Origin of the sequence: Arenimonas daejeonensis (genome assembly GCF_007993735.1) — a bacterium.
GTDB lineage: Bacteria > Pseudomonadota > Gammaproteobacteria > Xanthomonadales > Xanthomonadaceae > Arenimonas > Arenimonas daejeonensis.
The window spans coordinates 251,987-271,426 of record NZ_CP042453.1; the positions used below are offsets into that span (position 1 = coordinate 251,987).

16 protein-coding genes and 1 pseudogene are annotated in these 19,440 nt (G+C 67.8%); 11 read left to right on the forward strand and 6 right to left on the reverse strand.

What is annotated here, in order from left to right; translation table 11 throughout:
* Window positions 1-7 precede the first annotated feature (7 nt).
* Window positions 8-985 (forward strand): inositol 2-dehydrogenase, encoded by a 978-nt coding sequence (gene iolG / locus FRZ33_RS01250; RefSeq protein ID WP_146907099.1) that lies wholly within the window; start codon window positions 8-10, stop codon window positions 983-985.
* A gap of 853 nt (window positions 986-1,838) precedes the next feature.
* Here iolG and FRZ33_RS01255 read toward each other — a convergent pair.
* Window positions 1,839-4,232: a TonB-dependent receptor plug domain-containing protein gene (locus tag FRZ33_RS01255; RefSeq protein ID WP_146907100.1), complete on the reverse strand. Its 2,394-nt coding sequence runs from the start codon at window positions 4,230-4,232 to the stop codon at window positions 1,839-1,841.
* Between the two features lie 392 nt (window positions 4,233-4,624).
* Between FRZ33_RS01255 and FRZ33_RS15695 the strand changes: the two genes are divergently transcribed.
* The 6 genes and pseudogenes from FRZ33_RS15695 (at window position 4,625) to FRZ33_RS01285 (ending at window position 11,691) form a co-directional block, all read left to right on the forward strand.
* Window positions 4,625-4,774 (forward strand): hypothetical protein, encoded by a 150-nt coding sequence (locus FRZ33_RS15695; RefSeq protein WP_227977974.1) that lies wholly within the window; start codon window positions 4,625-4,627, stop codon window positions 4,772-4,774.
* Window positions 4,744-6,539: pseudogene (locus FRZ33_RS15700) on the forward strand (phytase). The gene FRZ33_RS15695 and the pseudogene FRZ33_RS15700 overlap by 31 nt, the downstream one beginning before the upstream one ends.
* Before the next feature lie 150 nt (window positions 6,540-6,689).
* Complete coding sequence (locus FRZ33_RS01270) at window positions 6,690-7,625, forward strand: ABC transporter ATP-binding protein (protein ID WP_146907103.1); 936 nt, start codon at window positions 6,690-6,692, stop codon at window positions 7,623-7,625.
* On the forward strand, window positions 7,622-8,383 hold the full coding sequence (locus FRZ33_RS01275; protein ID WP_146907104.1) for an ABC transporter permease: 762 nt from the start codon (window positions 7,622-7,624) through the stop codon (window positions 8,381-8,383). Before FRZ33_RS01270 ends, FRZ33_RS01275 begins: the two co-directional genes overlap by 4 nt.
* A gap of 101 nt (window positions 8,384-8,484) precedes the next feature.
* Window positions 8,485-10,008, forward strand: a complete 1,524-nt coding sequence (locus FRZ33_RS01280) for a phospholipase D family protein (protein WP_146907105.1) — start codon at window positions 8,485-8,487, stop codon at window positions 10,006-10,008.
* 15 nt (window positions 10,009-10,023) lie between these two features.
* Window positions 10,024-11,691 (forward strand): mechanosensitive ion channel family protein, encoded by a 1,668-nt coding sequence (locus FRZ33_RS01285; protein ID WP_146907106.1) that lies wholly within the window; start codon window positions 10,024-10,026, stop codon window positions 11,689-11,691.
* 24 nt (window positions 11,692-11,715) lie between these two features.
* On the opposite strand, the gene FRZ33_RS01290 is transcribed toward FRZ33_RS01285, so the two are convergent.
* Window positions 11,716-13,188 carry a protein adenylyltransferase SelO gene (locus tag FRZ33_RS01290; RefSeq protein WP_146907107.1) on the reverse strand — a complete coding sequence of 491 codons (1,473 nt, stop codon included), beginning with the start codon at window positions 13,186-13,188 and terminating at the stop codon, window positions 11,716-11,718.
* Window positions 13,189-13,353: 165 nt separating this feature from the next.
* Between FRZ33_RS01290 and FRZ33_RS01295 the strand changes: the two genes are divergently transcribed.
* Window positions 13,354-13,830 (forward strand): YehS family protein, encoded by a 477-nt coding sequence (locus FRZ33_RS01295; protein ID WP_146907108.1) that lies wholly within the window; start codon window positions 13,354-13,356, stop codon window positions 13,828-13,830.
* 10 nt (window positions 13,831-13,840) lie between these two features.
* Here FRZ33_RS01295 and FRZ33_RS01300 read toward each other — a convergent pair whose 3' ends face one another.
* On the reverse strand, window positions 13,841-15,463 hold the full coding sequence (locus FRZ33_RS01300) for a long-chain-fatty-acid--CoA ligase (RefSeq protein WP_146907109.1): 1,623 nt from the start codon (window positions 15,461-15,463) through the stop codon (window positions 13,841-13,843).
* A gap of 71 nt (window positions 15,464-15,534) precedes the next feature.
* The gene (locus FRZ33_RS01305; protein ID WP_146907110.1) at window positions 15,535-16,161 is read right to left on the reverse strand and encodes a glutathione S-transferase family protein; all 627 of its coding nucleotides are present in this window, start codon (window positions 16,159-16,161) and stop codon (window positions 15,535-15,537) included.
* A gap of 76 nt (window positions 16,162-16,237) precedes the next feature.
* Here FRZ33_RS01305 and FRZ33_RS01310 point away from each other — a divergent pair, with 76 nt between their 5' ends.
* Together FRZ33_RS01310 and FRZ33_RS01315 are read left to right on the forward strand one after the other, a co-directional pair.
* On the forward strand, window positions 16,238-17,206 hold the full coding sequence (locus FRZ33_RS01310; protein WP_146907111.1) for a helix-turn-helix transcriptional regulator: 969 nt from the start codon (window positions 16,238-16,240) through the stop codon (window positions 17,204-17,206).
* A complete protein-coding gene (locus FRZ33_RS01315) occupies window positions 17,203-17,793 on the forward strand; it encodes an acyl carrier protein phosphodiesterase (protein ID WP_146907112.1) in 591 nt (196 codons plus the stop codon). The genes FRZ33_RS01310 and FRZ33_RS01315 overlap by 4 nt, the downstream gene beginning before the upstream one ends.
* Before the next feature lies 1 nt (window position 17,794).
* Here FRZ33_RS01315 and FRZ33_RS01320 read toward each other — a convergent pair whose 3' ends face one another.
* Entirely contained in the window at window positions 17,795-18,007 is a 213-nt protein-coding gene (locus FRZ33_RS01320; RefSeq protein ID WP_146907113.1) for a type II toxin-antitoxin system HicB family antitoxin, read from the reverse strand.
* Between the two features lie 5 nt (window positions 18,008-18,012).
* Window positions 18,013-18,207 (reverse strand): type II toxin-antitoxin system HicA family toxin, encoded by a 195-nt coding sequence (locus tag FRZ33_RS17500; RefSeq protein WP_146907114.1) that lies wholly within the window; start codon window positions 18,205-18,207, stop codon window positions 18,013-18,015.
* A 192-nt stretch (window positions 18,208-18,399) separates the two neighbouring features.
* On the opposite strand from FRZ33_RS17500, the gene FRZ33_RS01330 reads away from it, so the two are divergent.
* Complete coding sequence (locus FRZ33_RS01330; protein ID WP_158637042.1) at window positions 18,400-19,425, forward strand: serine hydrolase domain-containing protein; 1,026 nt, start codon at window positions 18,400-18,402, stop codon at window positions 19,423-19,425.
* Window positions 19,426-19,440: the final 15 nt, after the last annotated feature.

Genomic DNA, 19,440 nt, shown 5'->3' on the forward strand with positions numbered 1-19,440 from the left:
AGAAGAAATGAAAAAGGTCGTCATCATCGGCGCCGGCCGCATCGGCCGGATCCACGCCCGCAACGCCGCCCTGCACCCGCGCCTGCAGTTGGCCGGCGTCGTGGACCCGGTCGCCGATTCCGCGCAGTCGCTGGCGCAGGAGCACGGCTGCACCGTGACCACGCTGGAGGCGGCGCTTGCCGATCCCGGCATCGCCGGCGTGATCATCGCCAGCTCCACCGACACGCACCTGGACTACAGCCTGCGTGCCGCGGCCGCGGGCAAGGCGATCTTCTGCGAGAAGCCCATCGACCAGGACCTGGCGCGGGCGCGCACGGCCGGAGCGCCGTTGGCGATGGCGCGGATGTTGCTGGCGTTCAACCGGCGGTTCGATCCGCATTTCCAGGCGCTGAAGGCGCAGCTCGACAGCGGTGCGATCGGCACGCTGGAGTCGCTGCAGATCACGTCGAACGATCCGTCGCCACCGCCGCCGTCGTACGTGGCGGTGTCGGGCGGGCTGTTCAAGGACATGGCGATCCACGATTTCGACATGGCACGCTGGCTGTTGGGCGAGGAGCCGGTGACGGTGTACGCGGCCGGTAGCTGTCTGGTGGATCCGGAGATCGGCAAGCTGGGCGACATCGACACGGCGCGCACGGTGCTGACGACTGCCAGTGGGCGGCTTTGCGTGATCTCCAACAGCCGGCGTTCGGGTTTCGGTTATGACCAGCGCATCGAGGCGTATGCGTCGGCCGGCATGGTGCGGGCGGACAATGTGGTGGAATCCAGTGTGCAGGTCTGGAGCGAGGGCGGCGCCGCCGCGGACCGTTTCCAGAATTTCTTCCTCGACCGTTACGCGGAAGCCTATCGCCGGGAAATGGACCACTTCGCCGACATGCTCGACGGAAAGCCCGCTTCCGTTGGTTACGCCGATGGTGTCGCGGCCCTGGCCCTTGCGGAAGCCGCGGCCGAGTCCCTGCGCACCGGGCAGCCTGTGAAGCTCTGATTTCATCAGAACGGCCGGCGTCGGGGAGCTGGCGCCGGCAAGTACCGGGGAAGTGAAGGGCTCTTTTCGCTCAGTGAAGCCTTTTATTTCGCGAAAAGAGCCCTTCACTTCCCCGGCACTTCCGGTACGTATCGTCCGGGTGGCTGATTGGAGTTCCTGCGCGGCATCGGCGCTTTGCTTGCGCGTGTGGGTTCGCGGGCTTCCGCATGTGCGATTTTTCTTGCGCCTTGTCGTTTGCTAATGCGCTCGCGTCCCTTGTCGGCAGCGCGCCTCCCGTGGGGCGCGTTCCCTGAACGCGTCCGGTGCCATTTCTGCGAACTGGAAAGAAGTGCTCGCCGCTACCGCGGCGAAGGGCAAGAGCGAGGGCAGCGCGGCAGCGGCAGCGGCAACGCCAATGAAAGCAAATCGTCAACTGAAACAGCTACTGAAGCCCCGCTTCTGCTCTACGCCGCGCAGCGGCGGGTACTCGCAACAACCTCGCCAAAATGGCACCGGACGCGTTCAGGGGAACGCGCCCCACGATAGGCCACGCAGCCCCGATTTTGAACGTGCTCCCACTTAGCAAACCGCGTGGCGCAAGAAAGATCTCGCACGCGGAAGCCCGCGAACCCACACGCGCAAGCAAAACGCCTATACCACCAGGAACTCCCCTCACAGAACCGCGCGGGTGGAACCGGCAGTGCCGTGGGAGCGACACCCTCTTTCTGCGAAATAAAAGGCTTCACTGAGCAGAAAGAGGGTGTCGCCCCGCGGTGCTGATGGCGCCAGATCAACACGCACAAAAAAACGGCGACCCTGAGGGCCGCCGCTTTCGGGACCAGGCTCCGGACCATCCCCGGAGCCGGCTTGCAACTCAGAACACGATGCGGAACGTCAACGTCCAGCGCTGCGAAGAGGATTCCCGCTCCACCTCGAACGCATCCACGTCGTAGGCCGCCTGGTTGGCCAGGATCTCCGCACCGTTGTCGCCGTCGAAACCCGCCTCCGCCTGCTCACTGTCGGCATCCAGCAGATTGTTGCCGGTCAGACGCAACACCATGTTCTCGCCGATGCGCTTCTCCAGGAAGAACTCCAGATTGCCGTCGTACAACTGGCTCTCGATCTCCCCGTACGTGACGAACCGCGACTCACCCTGCTTCTGGTAACTCACGCCGAAACTGGTCTCCCAGCTCGGGATGTTCTGCGTGATGCCGACGTTGTAGACATAGGTCGGCTGGAAATCGATCGCAATGTCCCGGCCGGTGGCCGGGTCGGCGCGGTCGGACCACAGCCGCGTGTAGTTCGCGAACACACCCGTCTCCTCCCAGCCGAACATGTCGAGCGGCGTGGACAGGTCGAACTCGAATCCATGCGTCTTGGCGTCGCCGATGTTCTCGTAGCTGTACAGACCGCCCGGGAAGTCGTCCGGATCCAGGCCGATGGTGTCCACCGGCTCGCCCGTGTTCACCAGCGCGATCAGGTCGCTGATGTCGCGGTAGAACACGTTGAAGCCCATCACGCCCTGCCGCCCGAACCGGCGCTCGTAGCCGACGTCGAAGCCCAGCGAGGTCTCGAACTCGACCTCCGGGTTGCCGATGGTCACGTCCTCGTCACCCGGCGATTCCAGCGTGTAGGCCGGGATCAGCTGGTCGATGCTGGGACGGCGCACCGTGCGCGCGACGCTGAAGCGGAACTGGTCCTGCTCGGTCATCTTCCACAGCAGGTGCACCGACGGGTTGAGGTGGAACTCGCTGCCGTCGGCGCTGCCGGCTTCGGTGGAATCCAGCACGCCGCCTTCGGACAGGTCGGTGACGTACTGCTGCTCGGTGTCGGTGCTTTCCGCGCGGATGCCGGTTTCCAGTTCTACAGTCTCGGACAGGCCCCACTTGATGCGCGCGTAACCGTCCAGGCGGTCTTCCTGGTAGTTGAAGCGGCCGTCGCTGGTGGAATAGTCCGGCTCGCCCAGGTCGTCCTCGACCAGCAGGCGGAAGTCGCGCTCCTTCCACTTCGCCGCCACGCCGACCTTCAGCTCGGCGCCCTGCGGCGCCCACGTCGGCAGGCTGCGGGTGTAGGAACCGCCGACCAGCCACTCGCTGTCGTCGGCGTCGATGTCCTCGCGGGAGACCAGGTTGTCGTTGGTCTCCTCGTAGCTCAGCTCGACGCTGTCGTCGGTGAAGTCGTTGTAGCTCAGGTCCAGCGAAAAGCTCGAAACGTCGCTGAGGTAATGGTCGAACACCGCCGAGAAGCCGTAGCTGTCCTGGTTGAAGTCGGCGTCCTGGAACTCCAGCTCCGGGTTGTCCAGGTCCAGGCCACCGACGCTGCCGTCGCCCTCGTAGATCCAGGTGTCCTGGTGCTCGTCGCGCGAGGTGGTCAGCAGGAAGCCGTCCACGCGCAGGGTGGAATCGTCCGAGATGCGCCAGGTCACGTCGCCGTTGAAGGACAGGTCGCGGGTGTCGCGGCTGTCCATCTCCTCGACGCGCTCGACCGCCGAGGACTGCCCGGGATTGTCCCACTGCTCCAGGCCACGCCCGATGCCGCCGCGGGCGACTTCGTCGTCGAAGCCGACCGAGTCGCTCTCGAATACCTCCTCGACCACTTCCTTGTTGTTGTAGCGCTCCTGCGCGTCCACGGTGAGCGAGTAGAAGACCGTCTCGTCCTTGTTGCTGCCCGAGCTCGAGGCGGCGAAACTGCCGCGGCTCTTGCCCTGGTCCATGTCGTGGGTGACGCCCATGCGCAGGATCACGCCCGGCGGCAGGCTGGCGCCGTCCTTGAGGATGATGTTGATGGTGCCGCCGACACCCTGGCTGTCGATGTCGGCACCGGGCGAACGGATGATCTCGATGCGGTCGACGATCTCGGCCGGGATGCGGTCCACGAACACCGTGCGGTCGTTGCCTGCACCGGGGATCGGGCGGCCATTCACCAGCACCTGGGTGTAACCCTGGCCGAGGCCACGCAACTGCGGCGAGTCGGACTCGCCGATGTCGCTGGTGAAGGCCACGCCGGGCACGCGCCGAAGCTGGTCGCCCACCGACACCGGCTCGAATTCCTCGAAGAACTGCTGGTCGTACACCAGCGACGGCGAGGTGGTCTCGGTGCGGTTGCGGTACTGGATGGTGCCGCTGACCACGATCTCCTCGAGCTGGGTGATGTCTTCCTCCCCCTCGGGTGTCGTCGCCGCCGGCGTTTCCTGCGCCATCGCCAGGCCGGCGGAAAGCAGGTGGCTGCTGATGAGTGCCGCTAATACGTTGCGCTTGAACTTACGCATGGCCCAGTCCCTCCCGAGGACTCCCCACTGGATCGGCTGTACCACCTCGCAGGGGTGGCTGACCCGCAGATTACGAACAAAGATTCCAATTTGCAACCAACTTGGAAAATTTCTTGCAGACGACCCCCGGCTGTGGGATCGTCGCTGTCACGAAATCCACTCCGGGCTCGTGCAGGGTGGTCGACCCCCGCCCATGACGCGCCCCCGTTACAGAGGACCCCGACGATGAAAACCTGGATCCCCGCCGGCTGGCTGGCCGCCACCGCCCTGAGCCTGGTGGGCTGCTCCGCGGCCACCTCCACCCCCACGGCCGACGCCCCGGCCCCGGCCGCTCCGGTCATCGCCGCCCGCGTCCAGACCGAAGCCCCGCCAGCGGCGAAACCGCCGCGGGCGTGCTGGTGCTCGACCCGGCCGACGCCGGCCAGAGCCGCATCGTCGCCGCCACCGCCTGGGCGGCCTGGAGGTCTACGACCTGGCCGGCAAGCGCCTGGCCACCGCCGAGGCCGGCGAAGTGGCCGCGGTGGACGCGGGTTACAAGGTGATGCTGGGCGGCCAGCCCAGCACCGTGCTGGTCGCGATCGACACCACCGACAACCATCTGCGCCTGTACCGCATGGACGCCGAAGTACTGACCGAGGTCGGCGCCCGGCCCTTGCCGCTGGGTTTCGCCGGCGAAGGCGTCTGCCTGTACCGCAACCCGCTGGACGAGGGCCTGCACGCCTTCATCGTCGGCGACGGCGGCGAGATCGACCAGCAGCTGATCTTCCCGACCGCCGACGGCAAGCTCGATGCGCGCCAGGTGCGCCGCATCTCGGTGCCCTCGCCGCTCAAGCAGTGCGTGGCCGCGGCCGACGGCCAGGTCTATGCCGCCGAAGAGACCGTCGGCATCTGGCGTTTCAGTGCCGACCCGGAGGCCGACGTGGCCGCCGCCCTGATCGACTCACCGCGCAGCGGCCGTTTCGCCGAGGAGATCGGCGGCCTGGCCATCCACGACGGCGGCGAAGGCGCCCGCTGGCTGATCGCCTCCGACGCCAACGGCAGCCGCCTGAACGTCTACAACCGCGACCAGGACGACGCCTATGTCGGCTCCTTCGCGCTGTCCGCCACCGGCGAAAACGAGGCCGTGGAAGAACCGGGCCCGCTGTTCGCGAGCTCGATGGCCTTCGGCGAAACCTTCCCGCAGGGCCTGCTGCTGGTGACCGACGAGGAAGGTCCGGACTTCAAGCTGCTTTCGTTCGCCGACATCGCGGCCGAACTCGATCTCGCGCCCGGCACCGCGCAGGACCCGCGCCAGCGCGTGGCCGCCGAAGTGCCGGTGGTGCGCCCGAGCTACGAGTCCGTGCCGGTGCACAGCTACGGTGACGCCGCGGACGACCCCGCGATCTGGGCGCATCCCGGCGACCCCGCCGCCAGCCTGATCATCGCCACCGACAAGAAGGCCGGCCTGTACCTGTACGACATGCAGGGGCAGGAAGTGCAGTTCCTGGCCGACGGCAAGATGAACAACGTGGACTTCCGCAACGGCTTCGAACTGGGCGGGAACAAGGTGACCTGGTGGCCGCCAGCGACCGCACCCGCAAGGCGATCGCGCTGTACGTGCTCGACCCCGGCAAGCGCCAGCTGGTGCCGGTGGCCGACGGCGTGCAGGCGACCGGCCTGGAGGATCCCTACGGCCTGTGCATGTACCGCAGCCCGAAGACTGGCAAGACCTTCGTCTTCATCAACAGCGGCGACGGCCCGCTGAACCAATGGGAACTCGTGGACGCGGGCAACGGCAAGGTGAAGTCCGTGCTCGTGCGCGAGACCACGTTCGAATCGCAGACCGAAGGCTGCGTCGCCGACGACCACAGCGGCACGCTGTTCATCGGCGAAGAGGACGTGGCGCTGTGGCGTTTGGACGCCGAACCCGAGGGCGGCGACACGAAGACCGCGGTGGACCGCGTGGACGCCAACCCGGCGATCAAGGACGACCTGGAAGGCGTGGGCCTGTACGACCTGGGCGGCGGCCGCGGCTACCTGGTGGTGTCCAGCCAGGGCAACGACACCTATGCCGTGTACCGGCGCGAGGGCGACCGCGAATACCTGGGCTCGTTCGCAGTGGCGGCCGACGGCGTGCGCGGCGTGGACGGCATCAGCGAAACCGACGGCCTGGACGTGAGCAGCGCCAACCTCGGCCCCGGCTTCGAACACGGCGCGATGGTTGCCCAGGACGGCCGCAACGTGCTGCCGGTGCAGAACCAGAACTACAAGATCGTGGCCTGGTCGGCGATCGCCGAGGCGCTGGAACTGGACGTGCGCGAGCACTGACACGGACGCCCGGGCTTGGTGATGATGGCGCCAGGCCCGGGCCGGATCCGCCGCGCGGGTCGCATTCCGGGAAACACTGTCCCTGAAAAACCCATGGGCCGCGGCGGCGTGCTCGGCTAGGATGTCTGCGGTTTTCCGCCAGGCTTTTCCATGGACCCGATCCTTTCCATCCGCGGCGTCGGCAAGACCTACGCCTCCGGCTTCCAGGCGCTGGACGACGTCGACCTCGACATCCGCCGCGGCGAGATCTTCGCCCTGCTCGGCCCCAATGGCGCCGGCAAGACCACGCTGATCAGCATCATCTGCGGCATCGTCAACGCCAGCACCGGCAGCGTGGTGGCCGATGGCCACGACATCGTCGCCGACCCGCGCGGCGCGCGCCGCAAGATCGGCCTGGTGCCGCAGGAAATCTCCACCGACGCCTTCGAGACCGTGTGGGCGACCATGAAGTTCAGCCGCGGCCTGTTCGGCCGGGCGCCCGACGCCGCGCACCTGGAGAAGGTGCTGCGCGACCTGTCGCTCTGGGACAAGCGCGACAGCAAGATCATGACGCTCTCGGGCGGCATGAAGCGCCGGGTGATGATCGCCAAGGCGCTTTCGCACGAACCCACGATCCTCTTCCTGGACGAACCCACCGCCGGCGTGGACGTGGAGCTGCGCCGAGACATGTGGCAGATGGTGCGCGAGCTGCGCGACCGCGGCGTCACCATCATCCTGACCACGCATTACATCGAGGAGGCCGAGGAGATGGCCGACCGCATCGGCGTGATCAACAAGGGCGAGCTGGTGGTCGTCGAGGACAAGCACGTGCTGATGCGCAAGCTGGGCAAGAAGCAGCTGACGCTGCAGCTGCAGAACCCGCTGGCGGCCATTCCGCCGGCGCTGGCGTCGCTGCCGCTGGAGCTGGCCGATGACGGCCACGCCCTGGTCTACACCTTCGACGTGCAGAGCGAAGAGACCGGCATCGCCGCCCTGCTGCGCCAGCTCAACGAGCTGGGCATCGACTTCAAGGACCTGCATTCGAGCGAGAGTTCGCTCGAGGACATCTTCGTCAGCCTGGTGCACGGCGGGAGGGCCGCGGCATGAACTGGTATGCCGTCCGCGCCATCTACCGTTTCGAGATGGCCCGTACCTTCCGCACCATCACCCAGTCCATCGCCTCGCCGGTGCTGTCCACGTCGCTGTATTTCGTCGTGTTCGGCGCCGCCATCGGCTCGCGCATGGGCGAGGTGGACGGCGTCAGCTACGGCGCCTTCATCATCCCGGGCCTGATCATGCTGTCGATCCTCAACGAGAGCCTGTCCAACGCCTCGTTCGGCATCTACATGCCCAAGTGGGCCGGCACCATCTACGAGCTGCTGTCGGCGCCGGTGGGCTGGGGCGAGGCGGTGCTCGGCTACGTCGGCGCGGCGGCCAGCAAGTCGATGATGCTGGGCATCCTGATCCTGGCCACGGCGCGGCTGTTCGTGCCCTACGAGATCGCGCACCCGGTGTGGATGCTGCTGTTCCTGCTGCTGACCGCGCTCAGCTTCAGCCTCGCCGGTTTCATCATCGGACTGTGGGCCACCGACTTCCAGAAGCTGCAGGTGATCCCGCTGATGGTCGTGACGCCGCTGACCTTCCTGGGCGGCGCCTTCTATTCGATCGACATGCTGCCGCCGGTCTGGCAGAAGATCGCCCTGTTCAATCCGGTCGTGTACCTGATCAGCGGCTTCCGCTGGAGCTTCTACGGCGTGGCCGACGTGAACGTGGTGGTGAGTTTCGCCGCCATCATCGCCTTCCTCGCCGCCTGCCTGGCCGCTGTCTGGTGGATCTTCCGCACCGGCTGGCGGCTCAAGTCCTGAGCCCGGAGCTTCCGGCGGGCGCACTGGCCCGAAGCCGCATTGCGGCCCCTCCGGGGGCGTGTTAAGACGGAACGCATCACGACGGGAAGGGGAACCGGTCGATGCGTCTGGTCTGGTCGCTGGCGTTAACCCTCGGGCTGGTCGCCTGCGCGCAGTTGCCGCCGCGGCTCGCGGTTCCCGAACAGACCGCGTCGCCGCCCGCCACCACCGGCACCCTGGCTGAACGCGTGGCACCGGCCGAACTCCGCCATCCCGGCCAGTCCGGCTTCCGCCTGGTCGCCACCGGCACCGAGGCCTACGCCCTGCGTGCGTTCTCGGCGCAGTCCGCCAGCCGCAGCCTCGATATCCAGACCTACATCTGGCACAACGACCTCACCGGCCGGCTGCTGGCCCGGCATGCGCTGCTGGCGGCCGACCGCGGCGTGAACGTGCGCATCCTGGTGGACGATCTCGACGCACGGGCGAAGAACGACGGCTTCGCCGCGCTCGACGCCCATCCGCGCATCGAAGTGCGCCTGTACAACCCGCTGGCCAGCCGCCACGGCAGCCTGCGCAAGGCCGGCGAGTTCAGCGCCGGGTTCAGCCGGCTCAACCACCGCATGCACAACAAGACCTGGATCGCCGACAACCTGGTGGCCCTGGTCGGCGGCCGCAACCTGGGCGACGAATACTTCGACGCGCACGACGGCACCAATTTCATGGACCTGGATTTCCTGATGGCCGGTCCGGTGGTGCGCGCGGCCAGCGCCAACTTCGACCGCTACTGGAACTCCGACAGCAACTATCCGATCGCGCAGCTGGCCCCCGACCAGATCGACGACGACGCACTGCAGCGGCTGCGCACCTTCCTCGACACCGCCGCGGCCGAACACCGCTCCGGCCCCTATCTTCAGGTGCTGCGCGAAGACCCGGACGTGGCCAACCTGATCGACGGCGAGACAACGCTGCACTGGACCGCCGACTGGGGCTTCGTCAGCGACGACCCGAAAAAGTCGGAGCTGCCGGTCGAACAGCGTTCCGGCGTGCTCAAGGCCCTGAAGCCGGCGCTCGACGGCGCGCAGCACGAAGTCGCGCTGATCTCGCCCTACTTCGTGCCCGGCGAAAGCGGCAGCGCCTACCTCCAGGGCCTGGCCGCGCGCGGACTGGACGTGCGCATCCTCACCAACTCGCTGGCGGCCACCGACGTCGCCGCGGTGCATGGCGGCTACATGCGTTATCGCCCGACCCTGCTCGAGAACGGCGTGCGGCTGTGGGAACTCAAGCCCACCGGCGCCGGCACCGCGAACTTCAGCCTGGCCGGCTCCTCGGGGTCGAGCCTGCACACCAAGGCGATGATCATCGACGATCGCCAGGTCTTCGTCGGCTCCTACAACATCGACCCGCGCTCGACCTCGCTCAACAACGAACAGGGCGTGCTGGCCAGCCACCCGGCGCTGGCCGCCGAACTCACGGCGCTGTTCGAACGCCAGCTCACGGGCGACCTCTCCTGGCAGGTGACGCTGGTCGATGGCCAGCTGAGCTGGTCGGACGGCCGCACGACCTGGGACAAGGAACCACAATCCAAGGCCAGCCAGCGGGTGCTGGCCTGGCTGATGAAAGTGCTGCCGGTGGAATCACAACTCTAGCCAAGGGTTCGCGCCATGCCTTCGAAACACCTGCTGCGCCTGCGCGGCTTCCATTTCGCCACCCTGCTCGTGATGGGCCTGCTTGCCGGCCCCGCGGCCGGCACCGTTCCCGCCACCGCACCGGCCGCACTCCCGGCGACGACGCTGGAAGCCGAACCCAGCGAAGAACCGGCCACGCTGCGGTTCTACAACCGCGACATCATCACCTTCCGCAGCCGCTTCCTCGGGCATTCGCCGGCGACGCGGGTCGAGGCGGCCCGCAACAACATCACCCGCGTGGTGTTCCAGCCCGGCGTCGCCAAACTTGGATTCAATGAAATCCCCTCCGGCCTGGTGATCACCATCAACGGCGAAGCGGCGACCATCATCACACCCGCCGACCTGGACACGCTCAACCACCAGACCATGGCCCAGGCGCGGGCCCAGGTCGAAAAGAACCTCGGCGCCGCCATCCGGATCTACGAGACGCAGAGTGGCCCGCGCGACCTGGCGATCGGCGTGGGCTGGTCGCTGCTGGCGGTGCTGGTCACGGCCGGGCTGCTCTATCTTCTGGTGCGCATGGGCGGACGCTGGCGCGATCGCTTCGACCGCTGGGTGAACCGGCGCGTCAGCGGACTGCACAGCGAATCGGCGCGACACTTCATCGAAGCGCTGAAGATGGCCGGCAGCGGCGTGATCAAGATCATCGGCTGGCTGATCGCGCTGCTGATCCTGGAAGAGATGGTGCGCTTCATCCTCGGCCGCTTTCCCTACACCCGGCCCTGGGCCGAGGCGATGACCGGCTGGCTATGGTCGCTGCTGTCGGACTGGGGCATGGGCATCGTCGAGGCGATTCCCGGCCTGCTGGCGGCAGCGCTGATCCTGTTCGGCGGAAAGCTGCTGGCGCAGGCGATCTCGCTGACCTTCCGCGGCGTGCAGAGCGGCCGCTTCGCGCTGTTCGGCGTGGATGCGCCGCTGGCCGAACCGACCCGCAAGCTGGTGGTCGCGGTGGTGTGGCTGTTCGCCATCGCCATGGCCTATCCCTACCTGCCCGGCGCGCAGACCGAGGCCTTCAAGGGACTGAGCGTGCTGGTGGGCCTGATGATCTCGATCGGCGCGTCCAGCATCGTCGGCCAGGCGGCGAGCGGTTTCACCATCCTCTATTCGCGCACGATGCAGGTCGGTGACCTGGTGCGCATCCAGGACACCGAGGGCTTCGTGCAGCAGATCGGCCTGTTCTCTACCCGCATCCGCACCGTGACCGGCGTGGACGTTAACTTCCCGAGCAGCGTGGTGCTGGGTGACAAGCTGCAGAACTTCTCGCGCAATCCGGACGGTCCGGGCATGTGGCTCGAAACCGGCGTCACCATCGGCTACGACACGCCCTGGCGGCAGGTGCACCGTTTGCTTACCAGCGCTGCCGAGACCACCCCGGGCGTGGAGAAACAGCCGGCGCCGTTCGTGATCCAGCGCGCGCTGGGCGACTTCTACGTCGAATACGTACTGCGCGCACGGGTGCTCGACCTGGAGACGCGCGGGCAGGTGCTCAGTGCGCTGCACGCCAACATCCAGGACGCCTTCAATGCCGAAGGCGTGCAGATCATGTCGCCCAACTACGAGGCCGACCCGGAAACGCCCAAGCTGGTGCCGAGGGAACACTGGGAAGGACTGCCGGCACCTGACGGTACGCAGGGCGCGCGCTGACGGCAAGGCTTCGACGCGGTCGGGTCAGGTGCCGCAGAACGTCTGCAGCACACGCTGCTCCGGTTCCGGCGGCGTCATGAATTTCGCCGCCTCCGGTCCGTCGTCCCAGGGGCGACGGACCGCCGCCAGCAGGGCTTCGAAAGGCGCCAGGTCGCCCTGCTCCGCCGCAAGCAGCGCTTCGTGCACGAGATGGTTGCGGGGGATCACGGCCGGGTTGGTGGCCTTCATTGCCGCCACCCGTTCCTGCACCGATCGTGGATCACGCGCCAGGCGTTCGTGCCAGCGAAGACGCCAGGTTTCCATCGCCGGCGTTTTCGGCAGCGCCAGCAGGGCTTCGGGTTCGTGGTCATCGGCCAGCCCGCACAAGGCGCGGAAGCCCAGCGTGTAGTCCGCGGCGACCGCCTGCAGCGCCTCGAGGAATTCGTGCGCCAACGCTTCGTCGCCGTCTTCCGCGGACGACAGGCCGAGCTTGCTGCGCATGACGGCCAGCCAGTGGTGCTGGAAACGCGCGGGAAACGCATCGATCACCGCCGTTGCTTCCGGAAGCGCATCCGCCGGGTCGTCGGCGATCAGTGGCAGCAGGCACTCGGCCAGGCGCGCCAGGTTCCAGCGCACCACTGGCGCCTGGTGGCCGAAGGCATAACGGCCTTGGCGGTCGATCGAGCTGAAGACCTTGGCCGGGTCGTATTCGTCCAGGAAAGCGCAGGGGCCGTAGTCGATGGTTTCGCCGGAGACGGCGGTGTTGTCGGTGTTCATCACGCCGTGGATGAAACCAACGGACATCCAGCGCGCGATCAGTTCCGCCTGACGTTCGGCAATGGCGTGCAGCAGGGAAAGCCAGGGCCGCTGGACGGACTGGAGTTCCGGGTAATGCCGCGCGATCACATGGTCCGCCACCACCCGCACCGCCTGCCAATCCTCGCGCGCCGCGAAATACTGGAACGTCCCGATGCGCACATGGCTGGCCGCCACCCGCGTCAGCACCGCGCCCGGCACCGGGCCGCCATCGCGGAACACCGCTTCGCCGGTCGCCACCGCGGCGAGCGAACGCGTGGTGGGAATGCCCAGCGCAAACATCGCCTCGCTGACCAGGAATTCGCGCAGCACCGGTCCGATCGCGGCACGGCCGTCGCCATTGCGCGAGAACGGCGTCGGACCCGGACCCTTGAGCTGGAGGTCACGGCGCTGGCCGTGGCGATCGATCACTTCGCCCAGCAGGATGGCGCGGCCATCCCCCAGCTGCGGCACGAAATGGCCGAACTGATGGCCGGCGTAGGCCATGGCGATCGGGCGTGCATTCGCCGGCACGTCGTTGCCCGACAGCACCACCTCCGCCTCGTGCTCGAAGCCCTCGTCCAGACCCAGCTCGCGCGCCAATGCGCGGTTGTAGGCCAGCAGCCGCGGCGCCGCCACCGGCGTGGGCGCCACGGCGCGCCAGAACGGATCTGGCAACGCGGCGTAGGTGTGTTCGAACGGGAGGGGAGTCGGATCGGTCATCGGCCCGGTGTCGGATCGGCTGGCGTACAGGCGGCCAGACTACCAGCGCTGGCGGGCCGCGCCGGAGAACGCTGCGTTCATCCCGGCGGGCCGGCGATGGGGAAACGCCGGCAAGGAGCGTAAAGTGGCGCTCCGGCCCTCGACGCCGCCCCCGCGGAACCGACCATGATCAACAACGACGTACTGCGCAGCATCCGTTACATGCTCGACCTCGGCGATGCCCGCATCGTCGAGATCGCCCGGCTGGCGGACGAGACCCTGGTGCTGGACAAGGCCGAGGTGCAGGCCTACCTGAAGAAGGAAGGCGACGAGGGTTACGCCGAATGCCCCGACCGTGTGCTGGCGCATTTCCTCGACGGCCTGGTGCTGCATTACCGCGGCCGCGACGAAAGCCTGCCGCCGCGCCCGGTGGAAAAACGCGTCACCAACAACCTGGTGCTGAAGAAGCTGCGCGTGGCCTTCGAGCTCAAGGACCTGGACATGGCCCAGTGTTTCAAGGACGCCGGTTTCCCGGTGACCAAACCGGAACTGTCGGCCCTGTTCCGCCAGCCCGGCCACAAGAACTACCGCGCCTGCGGCGACCAGATGCTGCGCAATTTCCTCAAGGGCCTGACCATGCGCCTGCGCGGCGCGCAGGGCTGAGCCGGGCGTTTCAGCGGAACAGGTTGCCGTACTGCTCGCGCAGCGGCGTCTTCTGCACCTTGCCGGTGCCGCCGACCGGCAGCGAGTCCACGAACACGACGTCGTCGGGCACCCACCACTTGGCCACGCGTTCGGACAGGAAGGCCAGGATCTGATCCTTCTCCAGCGCCTGTCCCGGCTTGCGCACCAGGATCAGCAGCGGCCGTTCGTCCCACTTGGGGTGTTTGATGCCCACCACCGCCGCCATCGCCACCGCCGGGTGGCCGAGTGCGGCATTCTCCAAATCAATGGAGCTGATCCACTCGCCGCCGGACTTGATCACGTCCTTGGTGCGGTCGCGGATCTGCATGCGGCCGCCGGGTTCGATGGTGGCGATGTCGCCGGTCGGGAACCAGCCGTCGCGCAGCGCCGACGATTCGGCCTTGTAGTAGCGGTCCACGATCCAGTGGCCGCGCACCATCAGTTCACCCTGGGACACGCCGTCGCGCGGCAGGGTGTTGCCCTGCTCGTCCACGACCTTGATGTCCACGCCGTAGAGCGACTTGCCCTGCCTGGCGACCACCGCATGCTGTTCGGCGGCCGGTTTTTCGCGATCGGCCGGCGTCAGCGCGCCGAAGGTCGCCACCGCCGTGGTTTCGGTCATGCCCCAGCCGTGGCGCACCTCCACGTCGTAGCCCTCGGCAAAACGGGCGATCAGCGCGGCGGGCATCGCCGTGCCACCGACGATCGTGCGGCGCATGGTGGTGAAGCGCAGGCCGTTCTGCTCGACGTACTGCATCAGGCCCAGCCAGATGGTCGGCACGCCCGCACTCACCGTCACCTTTTCGGACTCGAGCAGGCCGTGCAGGCCCGCACCGTCCAGCCGCGGCCCGGGCAGCACCAGGCGCGCGCCCACCATCGGCGCGGCGTAGGGGATGCACCAGGCGTTGATGTGGAACATGGGCACGACCGGCAACACCGTTTCCGAGGGCGACAGCCCGATCACATGCGGCACCGTGCCGGCCATGGCGTTGAGCACGATGGCGCGGTGCGAATACAGCACGCCCTTGGGATGTCCGGTGGTGCCCGAGGTGTAACAAAGCGCGGCGCCGGTGCGCTCGTCGAACACCGGCCAGTCGAAGCTGTCGGGTTGCGGCGCGATCAGGTCCTCGTACGCGACCACGTTCGCCACGCCCTCGATTGCGGGCGTGTTCTCCGCATCCGCCAGGCAGACCCAGTGCCTGACCCTCGGGCAGTGCTCGGCGATGCCCTTGACCAGCGGCGCGAAGGTGGCGTCGAACAGCACGACCTCGTCTTCGGCATGGTTGATGACGTAGATCAGCTGCGGCGGCGCCAGGCGCGGATTGCAGGTGTGCATCACCATGCCGCTGCCGGAGACCGCGAAATAGGCCTCGAGGTGCCGGTGGTTGTTCCAGGCGATGGACCCGACCGCGCTGCCGGGCTTCAGCCCCAGGCCCGCCAGCGCATTCGCCAGCTGCCGCGCGCGGCGTGCGCACCGCGCGTAGTTGTAGCGGAACAGCGGCCCATGGGTTTCGCGGGACACCACGTCCACATCGCCGTACTGCGCGGCCGCGTGTTCGATGATGTCGGAGATCAACAGCGGGCGATCCATCATCAGACCGGGTTGCAGCATGGGGCGGATCTCCGTGGGCCGTCCGCCAGAGCATGCCCCGCGCCCGGCCGCGGGGCAATGCGACGGACGGCTCAGGCCGACGCGGCACTCAGGGCCGCATCCCGCTCCGCCGCGCGCGTGAAGGCCGGGTGAGCGCCGACCCGTTCGATATAGGCGGTGATCGCCGGCAGCTTCGGCACGATGCCGAAACCGGTGGTCCAGCGCAGCGCCGTGCCCCAGAGGATGTCGGCGGCGGTGAGCCGCTCGCCCAGCAGGTAGGGTCCGCGTTCGAGCTGCGCGACGAGCGTGGCGATGACGGTGTCGTAATCGCGGTAGGGCGAGGTGGACGGGTCCAGTTCCGTGCGCTTGAAGGCGTGGTCCACCACCGCCGGTTCGAAACAGGCGCCGTAGAAGGCCAGCCAGCGCAGGTAGGGTCCGCGCTGCGGATCGTCGAACGCGGGCGCAAGGCCGGCCGCGGGGAAACGATCCGCCAGATAGATCGTCACGGCGACCTGTTCGGTGATCACGGCGTCACCATGCGTCAGCGTCGGCAGCTTGCCCAGCGGATTGAGCGCCAGGAATTCCGGCGTGCGGTTCTGGCCGCTGGCGAAGTCGATCAACTTCACGTCGTAGGGCACGCCCAGCGCCTCCAACAGGATGCGGGCGCCGGACGAGCGCGACTGCGGGTTGTGGTACAGGGTCAGGGCGGGTGCGGACATGGCGGATCCTCGGTCTCTGGTGTCAGGCAATGTATCGGCCATTGCGGACATTTTCTGTCCTCGATAGGCTGCGGTCATGCTGTCCACCTCCGCCCGCCTGCTGCGCCTGGCCAGCCTGCTGCAATCGCGGCGGCACTGGCCCGGCGCGACCCTGGCCGACGAACTGGGCGTGGACACACGCACCGTACGCCGCGACATCGACCGATTGCGTGAACTCGGTTATCCGGTCGAAGCCTCGTCCGGCGTCGGCGGCGGTTACGCGCTCGGCCGCGGCGCCGCGCTGCCGCCGCTGGTGCTGGACGACGAAGAGGCGGTGACGCTGGCGATCGCCCTGCGCACCGCCAGCGCCAGCATCGCCGGCATCGAATCCACGGCGCTGCAGCTGCTGGGCAAGCTCGACCAGCTGATGCCCACGCGCCTGCGCCGGCGCGCCACGGCGCTTCATGCGGTCACGCTCTCACTGCGCACCGGGCCGCCGCTGGTGGATGCCGGCCTGCTGAGCGTCCTGGCCACCGCCTGCCGCGACAGCCGCGGCCTGCGTTTCGCCTATCGCAACCACGCCGGCGAGACCAGCCAGCGCGCGGTCGAACCGCTGCGCCTGGCCAACTACGGCCGCCGCTGGTATCTGATCGCCTGGGACACGTCGCGCAGCGACTGGCGCAGCTTCCGCGTGGACCGCATCGAGGGCGCGCCCAAACCCGGCGAGCACTTCACGCCGCGGCAGCCACCGGCCGACGTCGCCGCGCGCATCGAACGTGGCATCGCCTACGCGCCCTTCAGCTGCCGGGTGACGCTGCGGCTGGAAGGCAGCGTGCAGGCGCTGGAAACGCAGATCCCGGTGTGGTGCGGCCTGCTGGAACCGGAAAGCGACACACTGCCTGCTGCGGGTCGGTGCGGACAGCCCGGAAGCGCTGCTGGCCCAGGTGCTGATGATCGGGCGCGACGCCGAGTGGGTCGAAGGCCACGACCTGCAGCCGGCCCTGCAGCAGGTGGTCGGGCGGATGGGGAAGCTGTTCATGTCACGCGGCTAGACTGGCCGCCATGAACTTCCTCGCCCATCTCTACCTGGCCCGGCACAGCGATGACGCGATGCTGGGCGCGCTGCTGGGCGATTTTGTCGGCAGTGCGGAAATGCACCGCTACAACGCCGAAGTGCAACGCGAGATCCTGCTGCACCGGAAGATCGACAGCTACACCGACCGGCACCCGGCGGTGCTCGCCGCCAAGAGCCACTTCCCCGAAGGCCGGCGCCGCTATGCGGGCATCCTGCTCGACGTCTATTTCGACCACCTGATCGCACGCGACTGGCCGCGGTACCACGCGGTGGACCTGGACCGCTTCACCCGCCATTTCTACGACGTGCTGCTGGCGCAGCCGGAACTGCCCGAACGCCTGCGCAGGATCCTGCCCAGCTTCGTGCAGCACGACTGGCTGGGCGCGTACCGCGACCGCGACGGCATCGATCACGCCGTGCGCCGCATCGCCACTCGGCTCTCGCGCAACGGCGACAAGCTGGTGCAGTGCATCCCGATCCTGCGCGAGCACGAGCGCGAGGTGGAGGCACGCTTCGAGGCGTTCTTCCCGGAACTGGTCGACTACGTATCTGGCCAGCGGGCCGGTGACGGCACCTGACTCAGGCCGCGACGTCCACGTAGTTCACCTGCGCGGTGGGCGGCGGGATCGGGTCGCCGTCTTCGCGCATGCCGGCCAGGTGCATTTCGATGGCCTCACGGATGCGCTTCTCGACGACATCGATGGTTTTCCCCGTCGCGACACACCCAGGCAGATCGGGGACCCATGCCCCGAAGTTGTTCTCGGTCTTCTCGATGACGATGGCATACCGCATGGCGTTCACCTCTTGAGGCCGGCCTGTCGAAGAATGCTCCGGTGCAGGTCCTGCTGCAAATCATCACCCGGATGACCGTTCACGGTAACCCGCCCTGGCTTCACGGGATGCCGGAACTGGCGGTGGCTTCCTCTCTGACCGACCTGGACCCATCCATCCCTTCGCAATATTTCAAGCATGTCGCGCACTTTTGGAGGCATTCGGCGGCTCCCTCGGGAACCGCTCCACAATCGTGTACGCGCCGGTCCTGCGGTATCCGCGGATGCCGCAGTGGGCTGTCGGAGATCAGGCCGCCTTGCGCAGCTTCACGCCCGCGGATTCAACGCCTGGATGGCCTAAACCTTTGCAGGCCAGATCGCATCACACCGGGACCGCAATGGGGAGAAGACGCAATGCGTGGATCGTGGCGTTGGCTGCTGTGCCTGTTGGCCGCGCCCGTGCTGGCGCAGGCCGACCCGTCCACGCTGGCCACCGAAGTGGCGGCCGGCCGGCATCCCGGCATGCACGCGATGCTGTTGATGCAGCACGACCGGATGCTGGCCTCGGCCCGGACCGATGCGCTGCCGCCGGGCGGCATGGACATCCGCTCGGCGACCAAGTCGGTGACCGCGCTGCTGGTGGGCATCGCCCTGGACCGTGGCCTGATCCCGTCGCTGGACACGCGCGTCATCGACCTGCTGCCGGAACTCGCCCCGCACTTCAGCGATCCGCGTCGCGCCCGCATGCGCCTGCGCGACCTGCTGACCATGCGCAGCGGCCTGGATTGCGACGACTGGACGCCCGGTTCGCCCGGGCACGAAGACACCATGTACGAACAGCGCGACTGGCTGGCCTTCTGGGCCGCCGTGCCCCTGCGCGACGAGCCCGGCACCCGCTTTTCCTACTGCACCGGCAACGTCGTCGCGCTCGGTCGCATCCTGGCGCACGCCACCGGGCAGTCGGTGCCCGACTTCGCGCAGGAAGCCCTGTTCGCTCCGCTGGGCATCACCCGCGCGCGCTGGGCGACCTGGAACGACGGCCGCGACACCGACACCGGCGGCCACCTGGAAATACCGCCGCAGGACATGCTGCGCCTGGGCCAACTGGTGCTGGCCGGTGGCCAGTGGCAGGGCCGGCAGCTGGTCAGCGCCGCCTATGTGCAGGACATGATCACCGCACACACGGACATACCGGACCGGCCGCAACAGTACGGCTACCTGTGGTGGCTGGACCACACCCGTCGCGACGACCTGCCACGCACGCGGCTGCTGATGGCCTGGGGCAACGGCGGCAACTTCATCGTGGTGATGCCGGAACTGGACGCGGTGTACGTCACCGCCGGCGAACGCTACAACCAGCCCGACGCCCTGGCGCCGCTGCACTGGCTGCGCGACCGGGTGCTGCCGGCGCTTGGCACCACGGCACCCGATCGCGACTGAAGCCTACCCGCAGGC

Coding starts and splice junctions, on each gene's coding strand:
- iolG (WP_146907099.1), top strand. CDS start 8: ATGAAAAAGGTCGTCATCATCGGCGCCGGCCGCATCGGCCGGATCCAC.
- FRZ33_RS01255 (WP_146907100.1), bottom strand. CDS start 4,232: ATGCGTAAGTTCAAGCGCAACGTATTAGCGGCACTCATCAGCAGCCAC.
- FRZ33_RS01270 (WP_146907103.1), top strand. CDS start 6,690: ATGGACCCGATCCTTTCCATCCGCGGCGTCGGCAAGACCTACGCCTCC.
- FRZ33_RS01275 (WP_146907104.1), top strand. CDS start 7,622: ATGAACTGGTATGCCGTCCGCGCCATCTACCGTTTCGAGATGGCCCGT.
- FRZ33_RS01280 (WP_146907105.1), top strand. CDS start 8,485: ATGCGTCTGGTCTGGTCGCTGGCGTTAACCCTCGGGCTGGTCGCCTGC.
- FRZ33_RS01285 (WP_146907106.1), top strand. CDS start 10,024: ATGCCTTCGAAACACCTGCTGCGCCTGCGCGGCTTCCATTTCGCCACC.
- FRZ33_RS01290 (WP_146907107.1), bottom strand. CDS start 13,188: ATGACCGATCCGACTCCCCTCCCGTTCGAACACACCTACGCCGCGTTG.
- FRZ33_RS01295 (WP_146907108.1), top strand. CDS start 13,354: ATGATCAACAACGACGTACTGCGCAGCATCCGTTACATGCTCGACCTC.
- FRZ33_RS01300 (WP_146907109.1), bottom strand. CDS start 15,463: ATGCTGCAACCCGGTCTGATGATGGATCGCCCGCTGTTGATCTCCGAC.
- FRZ33_RS01305 (WP_146907110.1), bottom strand. CDS start 16,161: ATGTCCGCACCCGCCCTGACCCTGTACCACAACCCGCAGTCGCGCTCG.
- FRZ33_RS01310 (WP_146907111.1), top strand. CDS start 16,238: ATGCTGTCCACCTCCGCCCGCCTGCTGCGCCTGGCCAGCCTGCTGCAA.
- FRZ33_RS01315 (WP_146907112.1), top strand. CDS start 17,203: ATGAACTTCCTCGCCCATCTCTACCTGGCCCGGCACAGCGATGACGCG.
- FRZ33_RS01320 (WP_146907113.1), bottom strand. CDS start 18,007: ATGCGGTATGCCATCGTCATCGAGAAGACCGAGAACAACTTCGGGGCA.
- FRZ33_RS17500 (WP_146907114.1), bottom strand. CDS start 18,207: ATGCCTCCAAAAGTGCGCGACATGCTTGAAATATTGCGAAGGGATGGA.
- FRZ33_RS01330 (WP_158637042.1), top strand. CDS start 18,400: ATGCGTGGATCGTGGCGTTGGCTGCTGTGCCTGTTGGCCGCGCCCGTG.